The organism is Microbacterium sp. AC215, assembly GCF_979258645.1.
On sequence record NZ_OZ409869.1, the window covers coordinates 89,533 to 105,751 of the forward strand.

Genomic DNA, 16,219 nt, shown 5'->3' on the forward strand with positions numbered 1-16,219 from the left:
CACAAGCTTGGAGTGACACAGTGACCCCGAAGAACGTGGCAGACAACCCGGACGATGAGTCCAGAGGGGTCCTCGACGACGCGACGTCGTTGGACACCTCGGCGATCGGGATCCTCGGCACCGCGCAGGTGAGCGTGGTGTTGCCGACGGACGATGACGACGACCTGGAAGACGACGGCGTCATCGAGGGCGAGGTCGTCGCGGATCTGATCGTCGACGAGCCCGTCGCCGCGGCGAAGGCTGCGGCGGAGATCGCACCGGCACCGCTCGGTGCGGCGCCGATGATCATCGAGCTGCCGCCGGAGCCCGCGAAGGAAGAGATCCAGCGCCCCGAAGTCGAGGCGGAAGCAGAGCCCCAGGCGGAGCCTGAGCCTGCGGTAGAGCCTGAGTCTGAGGTCGAGCCTGAGTCCGCAGTCGAGCTTGAGCCTGAGCCTGAGCTCGAAGTTGAGCCTGAGGTCGAGCCCGAGCCTGAGGTCGAGTCTGAGTCTGAGGTCGAGTCTGAGTCTGAGGTCGAGTCTGAGGTCGAGTCTGAGGTCGAGCCTGAGCCTGAGCCTGAGCCTGAGCCTGAGGTCGAGTCTGAGTCTGAGATCGAGCTTGAAATCGAGCCCGAGCCCGCGGTCGCTCCCGCGACCGAATCGCAGTCGGAGACCGAACAGGACGCTCAGCCCGAGCCCCGGCGCACGCGTGAAAGCACTCCGGTGACTGCATCAGCCACGGATGCCGGCGCCGTTCCGTCCGCCAAGCCGGCTGCAGCGCCTGCTGACGCCGTCGCCGCGGAGGAGGCCGCTGCCGCCGCGGCGTTCATCGCGAAGGCGAAGGCGGACTTCGACGCCGCGCCGACCTCGAGGAGAGCGTCGGCGGCATCATCTCTCGCCAAGAAGGAGACTTCGGCAATGGACGCACAGAAGCCCAGGAACGCCGTGGCACCCGCGACTCGATCGACCCGGGCCGACGTGCAGCTCGCGTCGAAGCGTCTGGACGACCTCGGCGACTCCTCTCGCGAGAGCGCCGACCTCCTCACCGCCGACCGACTGCTCGATCCGCACCGTCTCACCAAGCCCGAACCCGAAGGGGCGTGGAGTCACTTCCTCTACGCCATCTCGGGGCGTCGGATCAACATCGGTGACGGACGCCGCGCCCGCGAGCGGAAGGCTCTGAGCGCGCGGATCGCCGCTCCGATCGTCGGGGGAGCCCGGTTCGTCCCCGTGCTGTCGCGGAAGGGCGGAGTCGGCAAGACGACGATCACCGCTCTGCTGGGCATGGCCCTCGCCGACGCCAGGGACGATCGCGTCATCGCGGTCGACGCCAACCCCGACCGCGGCACCCTCGCCGAGCGCGTGGTGCGGCCGCACCACAACAAGTCGGTGCGCGACCTCGTCCGCATCCATGACGAGGTCAGGGGGTATCACGACATCTCTGCGATCGTCGCGCGAGATGCCACCCGCCTCGACGTGCTCGCGTCCGACTCGGATCCTCGGATCGCCGAGGCGTTCAGCGACAGCGACTATCGCGACGTGGCAGGCGTCGCCGCGCACTACTACTCGCTCGTGCTCACGGACACCGGAACCGGCATCGTGCACTCGGTCATGTCGGCCACGCTCGATCTGGCCGATCAGATCGTGATCGTGTCGGGGCTGAGCGTCGACGAGGCGCGGCTGGCGTCGGAGACCCTGACGTGGCTCGAGAGCAACGGGTACGCCGAGCAGGCCCGCGAGGCGGTCGTGGTGCTGAACCAGTCGACGCCCGGCGCCCCGCTGGTGCGCCTCAACGAGCTCGAAGCGCATTTCGGCACGAGGGCGAAGCATGTGGTGCGGATGCCGTACGACTCGCAGATCGCCGGGGGCGGGACCATCGTCTTCTCCAATCTCCAGCCTGAGACACGGGTGGCGGCACGGGAGCTGGCTGCGCTGCTCGTCGAAGGTCTGCGGGCGAAGGGCGCCTGATGGCGGTCCGTGAGATCCGGGTCTTCGGAGACCCCGTGCTTCGCACCGTCTGCGCACCGATCGACCGTATCGACGAGGGGGTGCGCGCGCTCGTCGCCGATCTGATCGACACCGTCGAGCTGCCTGGCCGTGCCGGTGTCGCGGCTCCGCAGATCGGCGTCGCGCTCCGCGCCTTCAGTTACAACATCGACGGTGACATCGGTTACGTGCTCAATCCCGTCCTGACCGAGGTCCGGGGTGAGCCGGTGCCCACGGGGGAGGGCTGCCTGTCGGTTCCCGGCCTGTGGCACGACGCCCTGCGACACCCGTGGGCCCGCGTCGAGGGCATCGACCTCGACGGCGAGCCGGTGGTGCTCGAAGGAAGCGGTCTGATGGCGCAGGCGCTCCAGCACGAGACCGATCACCTCGATGGGAAGCTCTACCTCACGAGGCTGGATGCCGAGACCCGCAAGCGTGCGATGCGCGAGGTCAGAGAGAGCGCCTGGTTCTGATCCCCGGACACTGAGAAAGGCCCCGCCGGAGCGGGGCCTTTCTGCTGTCTCGCGAGCCTCAGCCGCCGATCGCGACGTTGGTCGTCGAGACGGGTTCGTCGTAGATGGCAGCGATCTCGTCGGCGAAGTCGCTCATGATCACGTTGCGCTTGATCGACAGCTTCGGAGTGAGGTGACCGGAGGCCTCGGTCCATTCGCTGTCGAGAACGGTGAACTTGCGGATGGACTCCGCGCGCGACACGCGCGCGTTGGCGGCATCGACCGCCTTCTGGATCTCGGCACGGACGGCATCGTTCGTGGCGGCCTCGGCGAGCGACATCTCCTTCGGGAGGCCGGCGTTGCCGAGCCAAGTCGGGAGCATCTCAGGATCCAGCGTGATGAGCGCGGAGATGAACGGACGCTGGTCGCCGACGACGACGACCTGTCCGATGATCGGATTCGCGCGGATCGGGTCTTCCAGCGCGGCCGGCGCGACGTTCTTTCCGCCGGCCGTGACGATGATCTCCTTCTTGCGACCGGTGATGGTCAGGAAGCCCTCGGAGTCGAAGCTGCCGATGTCGCCCGTGTGGAACCAGCCGCCGTCGCTGAACGCCTCTGCGGTCGCCTCGGGGTTGTTCCAGTACTCCTTGAAGACGTTGATGCCGCGGACCTGGATCTCACCGTCGTCCGCGAGTCGCACACCCACACCGGGGAGCGCGGGGCCGACGGTGCCGATCTTCGACTTGTCGGCCAGGTTCACGGTCGCCGGAGCAGTCGTCTCGGTGAGACCGTATCCCTCGAGGATCACGACGCCGAGGCTGTGGAAGAAGTGGCCCAGACGCCAACCGAGGGGAGCGGAGCCCGACACCGCGTAGACGACTCTGCCGCCCATGGCTTCACGCAGCTTGCTGTAGACGAGCTTGTTGAAGAGCGCGAACTTGAGCTTCGTCCCGATCGGGATGCTCTTGCCCTCCTCGACGAGCTTCGAGTGCTGGATGGCGACGTCGGCGGCGGCGCGGAAGATCTTCCCCTTCCCACCGGCCTCGGCCTTCTGCTCAGCAGAGTTGTAGACCTTCTCGAAGACGCGCGGCACGGCGAGGAGGTAGGTCGGCTTGAACGACCCGAGCGCCGGCAGCAGCTGTCGAGTGTCGGGCTGGTGTCCGGTGCGCACGCCGGCGTGGATGTTGAGGATCGAGATGAAGCGCGCGAACACGTGCGCTGTCGTGATGAAGAGCAGCGTGGAGGAACCCGGTGTCTGAACCACTGCGTCGAGTGCCGTCGCGGAATTGCGGCACAGCTCGACGAAGTTGCTGTGTGTGAGGACGCAGCCCTTGGGGCGGCCGGTCGACCCCGAGGTGTAGATGAGGGTGGCGATGTCAGAACCGACGGCGATGTTGCGGAGACGCTCGATCTCGGCATCGGTGACGGATGCCCCCTGGGCGGTCAGCGAATCGATCGCTCCGAGGTGCAGCTGCCATACCTCGCGGAGCAGCGGGAGGTCGCCGCGCACCTCGTCGAGCCGAGCGAAGTGCTCCGGCGACTCGACCACGAGGGCGATGGCACCGGAATCCTCGAGGATCCACTGGATCTGCGAAGGAGAGCTGGTCTCGTAGATCGGGACCATCACGGCGCCGGCGTAGAACAGCGCGAAGTCGACGAGAGTCCACTCGTAGGTCGTGCGTGCGAGGAAGCCCACCTTCTCACCCGGCTGGATGCCCGCGGCGACGAAGCCCTTGGCCAGCGCGATGACCGCGGTCTCGAAGTCGGCTGCGGTGATGTCGCGCCATCCGTCGCCATCGGGCACTGCGAAGAGGGGGCGATCGGGAGTCGCCTGGACGCGCTTCGCCAGCAGGTCGGCGATGTTCGCGTCTGGGTCGGCGGGGACGACGGCGGGGACTTCAAACTGGACCACGGCAGCTCCTTCGGTACCGGTCGGGCACTGGGTTGCACACGAGTCTAGAGCATGACACTCGGTCGCATATCAGGTGACACTCAGTCGCCGATCGGGTCTCGCGAGACCGCGGCTGTGGCGGATGCCGAGCACGACGCTAGACTTCACCTCGATGTTCTACTGGCTGATGAAGTACGTGGCGATCGGTCCCGTGGTCAAAGCGATATTCCGACCATGGGTGGTCGGGCGCGCGAACATCCCGGCGAACGGCGCGGCGATCCTCGCCAGCAACCACCTCTCCTTCGCCGATTCCATCTTCCTGCCGCTGATGATCGACCGACCGATGTCGTTCCTCGCCAAGAGCGACTACTTCACCGGACGCGGGATCAAGGGCTGGGCCACCAAGTTCTTCATGAAGGCGACGGGGCAGATCCCGATCGACCGCTCCGGCGGCAAGGCGTCCGAAGCCTCTCTCAACACCGGCCTGCAGGTCCTCGGACGCGGCGACCTGCTCGGCATCTATCCGGAGGGCACGCGGAGCCCCGACGGCCGGCTCTACCGTGGCCGCACGGGCATCGCCCGGATGGCGATGGAGGCGAAGGTCCCGGTGATCCCGGTGATCATGGTCGACACCGACACCGCGATGCCCATCGGGCAGCGCCTGCCGCGCGTGGTGCGGGTCGGGATCGTCATCGGAGAGCCCCTGGACTTCTCCCGCTACGCGGGCATGGAGAACGATCGCTACATCCTCCGCTCGGTCACGGACGAGATCATGGTCGCCCTCCAGCGACTGGGTGAACAGCAGTACGACGACGTGTACGCATCGACCGTGAAGGACCGGCTCCCGGCCCGCGTCACACAGCGCTCCTGAGGCATCCCGGCTTCGTCGCGAGCACTAGGCTGGACACATGCTCCAGCACCACATCGACGCGCTTGATGCGTGGCGCTCGCTCCCGATCAAACAGCAGCCTCAGTGGCTCGACGCAGAGCGTGTCTCCGAGGTCTCCACGCAGATCTCGACGCTCCCGCCCCTGGTGTTCGCCGGCGAGGTCGACAACCTCCGCGATCGTCTTGCGCGAGCAGCGTCCGGCAAGGCGTTCCTGCTGCAGGGCGGCGACTGCGCAGAGACCTTCGCGGGTGCCACCGCCGACCAGATCCGCAACAGGATCAAGACGGTCCTGCAGATGGCCGTGGTGCTGACGTACGGCGCATCGATGCCCGTGGTGAAGATGGGTCGTATGGCCGGCCAGTTCGCGAAGCCGCGGTCGAGCGACACCGAGACCCGTGGCGATGTCACGCTTCCCGCCTACCGCGGCGACATCGTGAACGGCTACGACTTCACCGAGGCGTCCCGCCGCGCCGATCCCGGCCGCCTGCTGCAGGGATACCACACGGCCGCGTCGACGCTGAACCTCATCCGCGCGTTCACGCAGGGTGGCTTCGCCGATCTGCGCGAGGTGCACTCGTGGAACAAGGGCTTCGCGCAGAACCCGGCGAACCAGCGCTACGAGCGCATGGCGGCCGAGATCGACCGGGCCATCAAGTTCATGGAGGCGGCCGGCGCCGACTTCGACGAGCTCACCCGCGTCGAGTTCTTCACCGGGCACGAGGGCCTGCTGATGGACTACGAGCGCCCGATGACCCGCATCGACTCCCGTACGGACACGCCGTTCAACACCTCGGCGCACTTCCTGTGGATCGGGGAGCGCACGCGCGAGCTCGACGGTGCGCACGTCGACTACTTCTCGAAGATCCGCAACCCCATCGGCGTGAAGCTCGGTCCGACCACGTCGCCCGATACGGCGCTCGCGCTGATCGACAAGCTCGACCCCGACCGCGAGCCGGGCCGTCTGACGTTCATCACGCGCATGGGCGCTGGCAAGATCCGCGACGCGCTGCCGCCGCTGCTCGAGGCCGTCCGCGACTCGGGCGCGCAGCCGCTGTGGGTCACCGACCCCATGCACGGCAACGGCATCACGACGCCCACGGGGTACAAGACGCGTCGCTTCGATGATGTCGTCGATGAGGTCCGCGGCTTCTTCGAGGCGCACCGGGCCGTGGGCACGTTCCCCGGCGGCATCCACGTCGAGCTCACCGGTGACGACGTCACCGAGTGCCTGGGCGGATCCGAGCACATCGACGAGGCCGCCCTCGCGACCCGCTACGAGAGCCTGTGCGACCCGCGTCTCAACCACATGCAGTCGCTCGAGCTCGCCTTCCTCGTGGCCGAAGAGCTCGAGAAGCGCTGACCACGATCCATCAGACAGAAGGGTCCTCTCCGTAGTCGGAGAGGACCCTTTCTGTCTGGCGGCTGCGACAGGCGGCCGACGGCGTGCGGCCGCGGACGATAGGGGCGGGAACCGCCCGCCTCCTAGAACGCGCTGCTGCGGATCTGGAGGGTGATCTCGGTGCCCTTCGGGCGCTGCGCGCCGGCACCCGGATCGGACCCGCTGACCTCGGTGAAGTCGTTGGGGAAAGCGTTCCAGATGCCGTTCCAGGTCGGTTCGAAACCGGCATTCCGGATCACCTGGGCGGCCTCGTCGCGGCTCATCCCCTCGACCTCGGGCACGGGGAACAGTTCGGGTCCCTTCGAGACGATCAGCTGAACGGTATCGCCGGGGCGCCGATTGCCCTCTTCGGTGCGGTCGGTGACGCCGATGACGACATCCTTCGCGACCGAGTCGCTGAAGACGAACTGCGACTCCGGGTTGACCTCGACGCCCTTGTCGCGCAGCGTGTTCGTCGCCTGATCGACGCTCATTCCTGCGACATCGGGGAACGCGCCGGCGGAGACGTACAGCTCGACCGTGTCGTCCTCGCGCAGCTCGCAGCCCTCGGCGCACGCATAGACCTCGCCGCCGTCGCGAGGCGTCACGAAGGCGTTGATCACGCGCCCGGCCTCGGCGTCGGAGAAGAGCTGCAGGGAGGTCTCTGTGACGTTGATCCTGATGTCCGCGAGGTAGTCGCGAGCTTCCTGCTCGGTCTTGCCGTTGAGGGTCTCTACTGTGTGCGACGCCGGACCCGAGGACACGAAGACGGTGATCTCGGTGCCCTTGTCGAGGCGTTCGCCCTCGCCGGGGTCCGTACGGATCGTCTCACCGGCGGCGATGTCGATGGAGCTCTCCTCGCCGCGCACCGGCACGAAGCCCTCTGCAGTCAACGCCGATGCGGCGTCGTCGTACGACAGACCGGCCACCCCGGGGACGGCGACGAGTGAACCAGGACCGGACCCGAACCACCAGCCGACACCACCGGCGACGGTCGCGAGAAGCAGCACCAGCGTCAGAAGGAACGCTCCGCGCGCGCGACGTCGTGATGAGCGGCGACGCAGGAGCGTCGCGTTGTCGACGGCAGCCGTGACCGGGGCGGTCGGGTCGGCGATGACCATCGTGCTCGGCATGACCTTGGTGAGGTCCGCGGAGTCGGCCTGCGAGCGCTGCGACGTCGTCGCAGCGGCGACGGCGGGTGCGATCCCGAGCCCGCGCTCGATCTCGCGCAGTCGCTCCAGCATCTGCTGCGCATCGTCGGGACGCTCATCCGGCGATTTCTCCGTGGCCCAGAGCACAAGTTCGTCGAGCTCCTCCGGCACGCCGGGATTGCGCACGCTCGGGCGCGGCACGGACTCGGTGGCGTGCTGGAAGGCGATCTGCATGGGCTGCTCGCCCTTGTACGGCTGTTCGCCGACGAGCATCTCGTACAGCATGATGCCCAGCGCGTAGATGTCGCTCCTGGCGTCGGCAGTGCCGCGAGTGACGAGCTCGGGTGCGAGATAGGCGATGGTTCCGAGCAGCTGCTGTCCGGTGGCCGTGTTCGCGGTGGTCGCACGGGCGAGACCGAAGTCGCCGATCTTGATGCGTCCGTCTTCGGCCAGCAGCACGTTCTCGGGCTTCACGTCACGGTGCACGATCCCGGCTCGGTGCGCTGCGGAGAGGCCGGCGAGGACGGCATCCATGATGGTGATCGTCTGCGGGATCGTGAGCCGCTTCTGCTCGCGCAGCAGTTCGCGCAGCGTGATGCCGGGAAGGTACTCCATCACCAGGTATGCGAGTTCGCCGTCCTGGCCCTGGTCGAACACGTTGACGACGTGGGGATCGGCCAGCCGCGCGGCAGCTCGTGCCTCTTGGATGAACCGGCTCTGGAAGGCGGAGTCGTCGCTCAGGTGCGCGTGCATGACCTTCAGAGCGATGCGCCGCTCGAGGCGAAGATCGGTGGCGACATAGACGGTCGCCATGCCTCCCCGGGCGATTCGGGCGCGAACGCGGTACCGACCGTCGACAAGCCGCCCGATGAGGGGGTCGGCCTGCTGATTGGTCGTCACGTCAAGATTCTATGGAGAACTGCCTGAAAGCCCCGGGAGCGGCTCGCCCCTTGCACCTGCGGGTTTGCCCGGAAGCGCGTCACCCGTGGACACCGAGCCACTGGTGGGCCTGGGTCTCCCACTGGCCGTAACGATCGGGATACGCGGAGATCTGTACGGCCTGCGCGGCATCCGTGAATGACATGCTCTCCCAGCCCGAGATGTCGAAGAGCCCCTGGGAGGCCTGCCCGTTCGGGTCCGACGAGCCGCCGAAGAAGACACGGGTGCTCCGGTCGGCGTCGACAGCCTGCTCGGGCGAACCCCAGCCCATGCTGGGGCGCTGCTGGAAGAGGCCGAGGGAGTCGCGGTCACCCCATGACAGATTGCGCATGCTGGATTCGACCATGGCGGTGGCGAGAGCGATCGCGATGGCGCGGTCGGGCGCGCCGAGCTCGCGTCCGACGCGGATGATGAGCGAGGCGTTCGCGGCCTGTTCGGCGTCGAGGTTCGCGAACAGCTGGGGAGGGGGCGTGGCCGCCGCCGGGGCGGGCATCGGAGCCGGAGCCGGCGCTGGCGCCGCCGCGACGGTCAGCGACTGGCCGGGGTAGATGATGGCTCCGGAACCCAGGCCGTTCAGCGCGAGGAGCTGCGCGACGGTCGTGCCGTACTTCTTCGCGATGGCGAACAGGGTGTCTCCTGCGGCGACAGCGTGCGCCTGGCCACCGGTCGCGGTCGGAGCGGGGGCGGCTGTCTGCGCGGGGGTTGCCGCCGGTGCGGCCGACGGAGCTGACTCGCCGCTGAGCGCGAGCTGCTGGCCGGGGTAGATCACGGACGACCGGTCAAGGCCGTTCGCGGCGAGAACAGCGTCGACGCTCGTCCCGTGCTTCTGCGCGATGCCGAACACGGTCTCGCCGGCGACGACGGTGTGCGTCGCCGTCGGAGCCGCCTGAACCGGGGCCGGGGCCGGCGAGGGGGCGCTCGCTCCTGCCAACGACAGCGTCTGCCCCGGGTAGATCACCGAACGCCAACTGAGTCCGTTCCAAGCCAGGACATCGACGGTGCGCAGACCGAACCGGTTCGCGATCGACGAGATCGTGTCGCCTGGCCGCACCGTGTACACGGCAGGAGGCGCCTCCGTCGGCGCGATCCGCGTCGGCGTCGCCTGCAGCCGTTCGATCGGAGACGAGACCGCGTCGGCGGATGCGGGGGTGGCAGCGATCCCCGCAGACAGCGTGCCCAAGAGGGCGGCGGGCACCCCGAGCTGAAGAGTGCGCGTTCGTCGCGCGACGGCAGGCGTTCTCACGGGGATCCCCCTTGTTCGGCGTCCGCCCACGCTGACACGGATGTAAACGGATGTCAACAGGAGTGACGGATGGTGCGGATGGTGCCGATGTGAACCGAAGCCTCGATGCGGAAAGTGCGATCAGCGCTCAGAGGTGAGATAGTTGCAACGTGTCTGTGCCGTCTGAAAGCAACCCGTCTGAAACCTCGCAGCCCGAGGCTGCGTCCGCGAACGCCGTGAGCGCCGCCGGCGTCACCGCCACCGAGTGGCTCACGATGCCCGACCTCGTGGAAGTCCTCGACGAGGCCCTCGGTCGTGTGCGCAGGCTCATCGACGAGCACTACCTCGTCGGCTCGCGCCGCTCGGGCGTGTTCGCGGTTCCGTCGGTGTTCATCGTCGACAACCACCCGCTGCCCTCGCTGCGCGGCACGATCATCGTGCTGCAGGATGCGGGCTTCTCCGACGACGAGGTCATCGACTGGCTCCTCGCTCCCGAGGAGGAACTGGGTCGCTCGCCGATCGATGCGCTCCTGGCCGGACACAAGAGTGCTGTCCGCAGGGTCGCCCGCACCCTCGCCTGAACCGAGCTCTCTGAAGCGGTTCGCGCTCAGGCCGAGCGCACCGTCGCAGCGCGTGCGAGATCGCGCAGGTCTCCGACAGCGGTGTTGTCGAGCCGCGCTCCGGAGAGAGCGCGATCTGCTTCCCGCGCATAGTCGTCGATCATCCGCTCCACGCGCTCCAGGGCGCCGGAGGCCGTGATCGTCGCCTGAAGGAATGCGACCTGCTCGCTGGTGAGGTCGGGATCGCCGAGCATCTCATCGAACAGAGTGCGAGCGGACGCGTCGAGAGTCTGCCTCGTCAGAGCGACCAGCACGGTGCGCTTGCCCTCGCGCAGGTCGTCACCGGCAGGTTTGCCGGTCACGGCGGCGTCGCCGTAGACGCCGAGCAGGTCGTCGCGCAGCTGGAAGGCCATCCCGACCGGATGGCCGAACTCGCGAAGCGCCAGAAGCTGGTCCTCGTCGGCATCCGCGATCGCTGCACCGAGCACGAGGGGCTGCTCGATGCTGTACCTCGCGGATTTGAGGGAGACGACGCGAAGCGCACGCTCGACGTGCGAGTCCGTGGCGTGGACGCTCCAGGCGGACTCCTCCGCGATGTCGAGGAATTGGCCCACGGTGACGTCCCGTCGCATCCGTCCGTATTCGCGGCGGACCGCCGAGGCGTGGGGGAGCGGCTCGATCGCCTCCTCGAGGAGGTCGTCGCTCCAGGCCACCAGCAGGTCACCGAGCAGGATCGCCGACGAGCGGCCGAAGGCGGCGGGGTCGCCTCGCCATCCGGCTGCGACGTGCGCGCCTTCGAGTGCGCGGTGGGCCGCCGGACGTCCCCGCCTCGTGTCGGAGTTGTCGATCAGGTCGTCGTGCACCAGTGCGGCCGACTGGAAGATCTCCAGAGCCGCACAGACGTCCCAGAGGCCCGTCGATTCCTCGGCGTCGCGGTCGCGGAAACGTGCGACCGACTGCCATCCCGCGTGGCAGAAACGGGCCCGCAGGCGCTTGCCACCCACCAGGGTGTCGGCTGCCGAGTCGATCAGGCCTTCGGCATCCGGGCCGTATTCGGCCGACTCGCCTCGCATCCGGTCGAGGAAGAGGCGCAGGCGTGCGGCGACGGCGTCGGAGACAAATGAGGGGGACGGCACGACTCCCAGCATACGTAAAGCCAACGGAGGCCCTTGAAGCTAGCCCGCAGCGGCATACCGCGCGTAGAATGGACGGACGAATACCCGAGGGGGACGAAATGCCACTCTCCGAACAGGAGCAGCGTCTGCTCGACGAGATGGAACGCCATCTCCTCCACAACGACGCCGATGTCGTCACTGCGCCGTCTGGTGACCGCGCTCTCAGCTACCGCAACCTCGTGTACGGAGCCCTTCTGCTCCTCGCCGGTGTGGGCGGGCTGATCGTCGGAGTCGTCCTCGGGGACGTCTGGGGAGTCGTGGTCGGAGTAATCGGATTCGCCGCCATGCTCGGCGGCGTCATGATCGCTGTGACCCCCGTCCGCAAGCCCCTCTCCGCTGCACCCCGCGAACGCGCGGCGAAGCAGCAGAGCTCAGCGTCCTTCATGGATCGCATGAACGATCGATGGGACCGCCGCCAAGACGGCAACTGACCCACACACCTTCACGAAGGCCCGGATGCTCTGAGCATCCGGGCCTTCGTGCGTTCGGACCCGTATGCCGGCCCGGGGCTGCGTCGTGATGCCGGGCTCCGTCCTCCACTCGCGCTCCACCATCCTCCACCGCCCTTGAGCCGCGGAAATCCGCGGCTCTTTGTTGTACGCGCACTCACAGGAGCGGTCTGGACAGGGATTGATCGTAGGTTTGTGGAGGAAAGTGGAGTAAAGTGGGGCGCACCTCGAGTTGGCCGGACGGAGAGGGGGTGATGGCTGATGTTGCTGGGAACGCATTCTCCGAAGTTGGACGACAAAGGACGGGTCATCCTTCCTGCGAAGTTCCGCGAAGACCTCGGTGGCGGCATCGTCGTCACCCGAGGGCAGGAACGCTGCCTCTACGTCTTCAGCACGGCCGAGTTCGAGACGATGCACGAGCGGATCCGCCAGGCGCCGCTCGCGAACAAGCAGGCGCGTGACTTCATGCGCCTGTTCCTCTCCGGTGCGAGTGCGGAGATGCCCGACAGTCAGAACCGCATCACCATCCCCGTGCACCTCCGTCAATACGCGGGGCTGCAGAAGGAGCTCATCGTCACCGGAGTCGGCGCCCACGCCGAGATCTGGGATGCGGAGAGCTGGAACACCTACCTCGCAGCAGGCGAGGAAACCTACGCAGATCTCGAGCAGGAGGTGATTCCGGGCCTCTTCTGACCACGGCTGTGATGCCCCGCCGCTCCTGCCCCGACACACTTCCCCGGTGCCGGGTCGTGAAGCGGAGGGGGATCAGGGCCCTGGTCACCGAGATACAGAGATCACCCGAGAAAGATCATGAACCTCCGCGACATCCACACCCCCGTACTCCTCGAACGCTGCGTCGAGCTTCTCGCCCCTGCGCTGCAGGCGGACGGAGCGGTGCTCGTCGATGCCACCCTCGGCATGGGCGGTCACTCCGAAGCGCTGCTCGAGCGGTTCCCGAACATCCGCCTCGTCGGCCTCGATCGGGACACCGACGCTCTACGCATCGCGGGGGAGCGTCTCGCTCGTTTCCGTGACCGGGTGACGCTGGTGCACACGGTCTATGACGAGATCGGACTGCACGCTCAGGGCGCCTCGGGCATCCTCTTCGACCTGGGCGTCTCGTCGCTGCAGCTCGATGAAGCCGAACGCGGCTTCGCCTACTCGAAGGATGCGCCGCTGGACATGCGGATGGATCAGACGAAGGGCGTGACGGCCGCCGAGGTGATCGCGACCTACACCGAAGGCAACCTGCGTCGCATCTTCGAGCGCTATGGCGAGGAGAAGCTCGCGGGACGCTATGCGCGCTTCATCATCGCCGCACGCGAGAAGAAGCCGATCACGCGCTCCGGCGAACTCGTCGAGATCCTCCAGGCGGCGACGCCCGCAGCTGCTCAGCGGGCCGGGCACCCGGCCAAGCGCGTCTTCCAGGCTCTGCGGATCGAAGTGAACACCGAGCTCAACGTACTCGCGGATGCGATTCCCGCAGCCATGGATGCGCTCGCGGTCGGCGGACGCATCGTGGTGATGTCGTACCAGTCTCTCGAGGACCGACTCGTGAAGCAGGCCTTCGCCGCCGGTGCGGCCTCCACCGCACCGCGGGGACTCCCCGTCGAGCTACCGGAGCACGCGCCGCGTTTCCGCATCATCACCAAGGGTGCGGAGCTCGCCGACGACGCCGAACGGGCTCGCAACCCCCGCGCCATCCCCGTCCGACTGCGTGCCGCAGAGAAAGTGCGTGAGAGCTCATGAGTCTGAACGTCGCAGCGCCGAGGCCGAGGGCGCTCCCCGAGGCACCCGAACGCGCACCTCGTCGGCGTCTCGAGCCGGTGACGGGAACCCCCGTCCGCCGCAAGCCGAAGCTCGCCTACGCGCTGGTGGCGCTCGCAGGAGCCATGGCCATCGGAGGCGTGCAGATCGGCCTCTCGCTGGCGATCACCCAGGACTCCTTCGTGCTGGCAGGGCTCACGTCGCAGCAGCACGAACTGGATCTGCGGACGAACGCCCTGCAGGAGGATCTCACCGGGATGAGCTCACCCCAGTCGCTCGCCGCCAGTGCCGCATCCCTGGGCATGGTCGTGGCAGGGGCCCCGTCCTACCTCCGCCTGAGCGATGGAGCCGTCTTCGGCCAGGGAACCGGCGCGACCGGCTCGTCGACCATCGATCCGAACGGCGCCGGCGCGGTGAGCAACTCCCTGCTGAACGACGTACCGGTGAACGCCTCCACGGCAGACGACCCCGCGCCCGACGGAGCGGCCGGGCAGTCTGCGCAGGAGCTTCCGCCGGCGATCACCGACGGACTCCCGAGCCCCAGCACTCGCTAGACGACCACACCCACCATCGAGACCTGACGGAGAGAGTCCATGACGACACGAGCCACCCGGACACCCCGGCGACGCACGGTCGTCGCTCTCGCGGTGATCCTGGCGATCCTGGCCGCCTTCGTCGTGCGGCTCGTCGACATCCAGGTGGTGAAGGCCGACGAGCACGTCGCACAGTCGCTCGAGTTCATCGCGCACCGCACCGCGATTCCCGGTGAACGCGGCTCGGTGGTCGACAGCGACGGATCCGTGCTGGCCGAGAGCGTCATGGTCTACGACGCGCAGCTCAGCCCCCAGGTCATCCGCCTCCTGGAGGAGGACGAGAAGAACCCGCCGCCACTGCCCTGGGCTGAGGCGTCGACGCGCATCGCCGAGATCATGGGGCTGGATGCGGACGAGCTGCGTGCCGATGTCGCCGCTGCCCTCGCCGAGAACCCCGATTCGCAGTACCTGCCGCTGGTCAAGGGCCTCAGCACCGAGAAGTACATCGAGCTGCGCGACCTCAAGGTCGGCTCGTATCTCGTGATGAAGCCGCGCGAGGTCAGGGTCTACCCGAACGGCGCCGTGGCGGGAAACCTGCTCGGATACCTCGACGGGACCGGCACTGCGCAGGCCGGCATCGAGAAGATGGACGAGAAGTGCCTCGCCCCCACGGACGGCGAGGAGTCGTACCGCACCGGCAAGAACTCCGTCGTCATCCCCGGCAGTGAGAGCAGGGTGGACGCGGTCGACGGCGGCACCGTGCAGCTCACGATCAACAGCGACCTGCAGTGGTACATGCAGCAGATGATCGCCGAAGAGGCGCAGGCCCAGGGCGCCAAGGGCGGCACCGTCACCGTCGTCGAGGTGGGCACCGGAAAGATCCGCGCCGCGGCCGAATGGCCCACCATGGACCCGAACGATCTCGACGCCTCAGCGCCCGAGACGTGGGTGAGCAAGCTCTTCACCTACCCGTTCGAGCCGGGATCGACGTTCAAGGCCGTGACGGCCGCTGCGGTGATGGAGAACGGCGGTGTGACGATGACGAGTCCCACGGTGTCGGCCTCCTCGCACGAGAAGTTCGACAACGGCGCCGTGATCAACGACGCGTTCGTGCACCCGACCTTCCAGTACACCCTCGCCGGCGCGCTCATCGATTCATCGAACGTCGCGCTGTCGAAGTTCGGCACGATGGTGAGCCCGGATGTCCGTCACGACTACCTCGAGCGCTTCGGCGTCGGCGAGACGACGATCGGCTTCCCCAGTGAGACCTCGGGGGAGATCCACCCCACGAGCGAGTGGGACAACCAGTCGCTCTACACCACCACGTTCGGTCAGTACTTCACGGTCACGGCGCCGCAGCTCGCCGGTGCCTACCAGGCGATCGCCAACGGCGGCGAGAAGATCGGTCTCTCGCTGATCGAGTCCTGCACGGCCGCTGACGGCACGGTGGTCACGCCGGGTGCTCCCGAGTCCGAGCAGATCATCAAGCCCCAGACCGCGGCCGACCTCACGCGGATGCTCGAGAACGTGGCCGTCCAGGGCGGCAACGCCGACCGCATCCAGGTTCCCGGCTACCGGGTGACCAGCAAGACGGGTACCGCGCAGATCCCGGACGGCAAGGGCGGCTACAAGTCGGGCGTCTACTACACGAGCATGGTGGGCTTCGCGCCGGTCGACGATCCGCAGTACGTCGTGGTGGTGACTCTCGACGAGCCGACTAGAGTTACATCGTCTGCTGCTACCGCTTCTGCCTTCCAGAAGGCGATGACCCAGACCATGAAGACCTACCGCGTGATGCCGTCCTCCAGCCCGATGGACGCACTGCTTCCGAAGTTCGAATAGACGGCGCCCC

Annotated in this window: 14 protein-coding genes; 10 read left to right on the forward strand and 4 right to left on the reverse strand. The window is 67.6% G+C overall.

Annotation, left to right across the window (positions count from 1 at the left end; all coding sequences use genetic code 11):
* The first annotated feature begins 20 nt into the window (after positions 1-20).
* Both ACZZZF_RS00555 and def read left to right on the forward strand, forming a co-directional pair.
* Positions 21-1,943 carry a MinD/ParA family ATP-binding protein gene (locus ACZZZF_RS00555; protein WP_463496657.1) on the forward strand — a complete coding sequence of 641 codons (1,923 nt, stop codon included), beginning with the start codon at positions 21-23 and terminating at the stop codon, positions 1,941-1,943.
* Positions 1,943-2,434 carry a peptide deformylase gene (def, locus tag ACZZZF_RS00560; RefSeq protein WP_463496659.1) on the forward strand — a complete coding sequence of 164 codons (492 nt, stop codon included), beginning with the start codon at positions 1,943-1,945 and terminating at the stop codon, positions 2,432-2,434. Before ACZZZF_RS00555 ends, def begins: the two co-directional genes overlap by 1 nt.
* 58 nt (positions 2,435-2,492) lie before the next feature.
* On the opposite strand, the gene ACZZZF_RS00565 is transcribed toward def, so the two are convergent.
* Positions 2,493-4,325 carry an AMP-dependent synthetase/ligase gene (locus ACZZZF_RS00565; RefSeq protein ID WP_463496661.1) on the reverse strand — a complete coding sequence of 611 codons (1,833 nt, stop codon included), beginning with the start codon at positions 4,323-4,325 and terminating at the stop codon, positions 2,493-2,495.
* A gap of 151 nt (positions 4,326-4,476) precedes the next feature.
* Between ACZZZF_RS00565 and ACZZZF_RS00570 the strand changes: the two genes are divergently transcribed.
* Positions 4,477-5,175, forward strand: coding sequence for a lysophospholipid acyltransferase family protein (locus tag ACZZZF_RS00570; protein ID WP_053099163.1), 699 nt, complete (start codon positions 4,477-4,479; stop codon positions 5,173-5,175).
* A gap of 37 nt (positions 5,176-5,212) precedes the next feature.
* The gene (locus ACZZZF_RS00575) at positions 5,213-6,553 is read left to right on the forward strand and encodes a class II 3-deoxy-7-phosphoheptulonate synthase (RefSeq protein ID WP_053096786.1); all 1,341 of its coding nucleotides are present in this window, start codon (positions 5,213-5,215) and stop codon (positions 6,551-6,553) included.
* 122 nt (positions 6,554-6,675) lie between these two features.
* On the opposite strand, the gene pknB is transcribed toward ACZZZF_RS00575, so the two are convergent.
* A complete protein-coding gene (pknB, locus tag ACZZZF_RS00580; RefSeq protein ID WP_463496663.1) occupies positions 6,676-8,622 on the reverse strand; it encodes a Stk1 family PASTA domain-containing Ser/Thr kinase in 1,947 nt (648 codons plus the stop codon).
* A gap of 79 nt (positions 8,623-8,701) precedes the next feature.
* Positions 8,702-9,904, reverse strand: a complete 1,203-nt coding sequence (locus tag ACZZZF_RS00585) for a LysM peptidoglycan-binding domain-containing protein (RefSeq protein WP_463496665.1) — start codon at positions 9,902-9,904, stop codon at positions 8,702-8,704.
* Between the two features lie 215 nt (positions 9,905-10,119).
* On the opposite strand from ACZZZF_RS00585, the gene ACZZZF_RS00590 reads away from it, so the two are divergent.
* Positions 10,120-10,464 carry an Rv2175c family DNA-binding protein gene (locus tag ACZZZF_RS00590; RefSeq protein WP_332257703.1) on the forward strand — a complete coding sequence of 115 codons (345 nt, stop codon included), beginning with the start codon at positions 10,120-10,122 and terminating at the stop codon, positions 10,462-10,464.
* 26 nt (positions 10,465-10,490) lie between these two features.
* Here the strand turns inward: ACZZZF_RS00590 and ACZZZF_RS00595 are convergent, their stop codons facing one another.
* Positions 10,491-11,591, reverse strand: coding sequence for a polyprenyl synthetase family protein (locus tag ACZZZF_RS00595; RefSeq protein WP_053096780.1), 1,101 nt, complete (start codon positions 11,589-11,591; stop codon positions 10,491-10,493).
* 86 nt (positions 11,592-11,677) lie between these two features.
* On the opposite strand from ACZZZF_RS00595, the gene ACZZZF_RS00600 reads away from it, so the two are divergent.
* The 5 genes from ACZZZF_RS00600 to ACZZZF_RS00620 all read left to right on the forward strand — a co-directional run bounded on the left by ACZZZF_RS00600 (position 11,678) and on the right by ACZZZF_RS00620 (position 16,209).
* Positions 11,678-12,049 (forward strand): DUF3040 domain-containing protein, encoded by a 372-nt coding sequence (locus ACZZZF_RS00600; protein ID WP_053096778.1) that lies wholly within the window; start codon positions 11,678-11,680, stop codon positions 12,047-12,049.
* A gap of 279 nt (positions 12,050-12,328) precedes the next feature.
* Positions 12,329-12,760 (forward strand): division/cell wall cluster transcriptional repressor MraZ, encoded by a 432-nt coding sequence (gene mraZ, locus ACZZZF_RS00605; RefSeq protein WP_053096776.1) that lies wholly within the window; start codon positions 12,329-12,331, stop codon positions 12,758-12,760.
* Positions 12,761-12,877: 117 nt separating this feature from the next.
* Complete coding sequence (gene rsmH, locus ACZZZF_RS00610) at positions 12,878-13,816, forward strand: 16S rRNA (cytosine(1402)-N(4))-methyltransferase RsmH (RefSeq protein WP_053096775.1); 939 nt, start codon at positions 12,878-12,880, stop codon at positions 13,814-13,816.
* On the forward strand, positions 13,813-14,388 hold the full coding sequence (gene ftsL, locus ACZZZF_RS00615; RefSeq protein WP_072591461.1) for a cell division protein FtsL: 576 nt from the start codon (positions 13,813-13,815) through the stop codon (positions 14,386-14,388). The genes rsmH and ftsL overlap by 4 nt, the downstream gene beginning before the upstream one ends.
* A gap of 39 nt (positions 14,389-14,427) precedes the next feature.
* Positions 14,428-16,209: a peptidoglycan D,D-transpeptidase FtsI family protein gene (locus tag ACZZZF_RS00620; RefSeq protein WP_056278962.1), complete on the forward strand. Its 1,782-nt coding sequence runs from the start codon at positions 14,428-14,430 to the stop codon at positions 16,207-16,209.
* Positions 16,210-16,219: the final 10 nt, after the last annotated feature.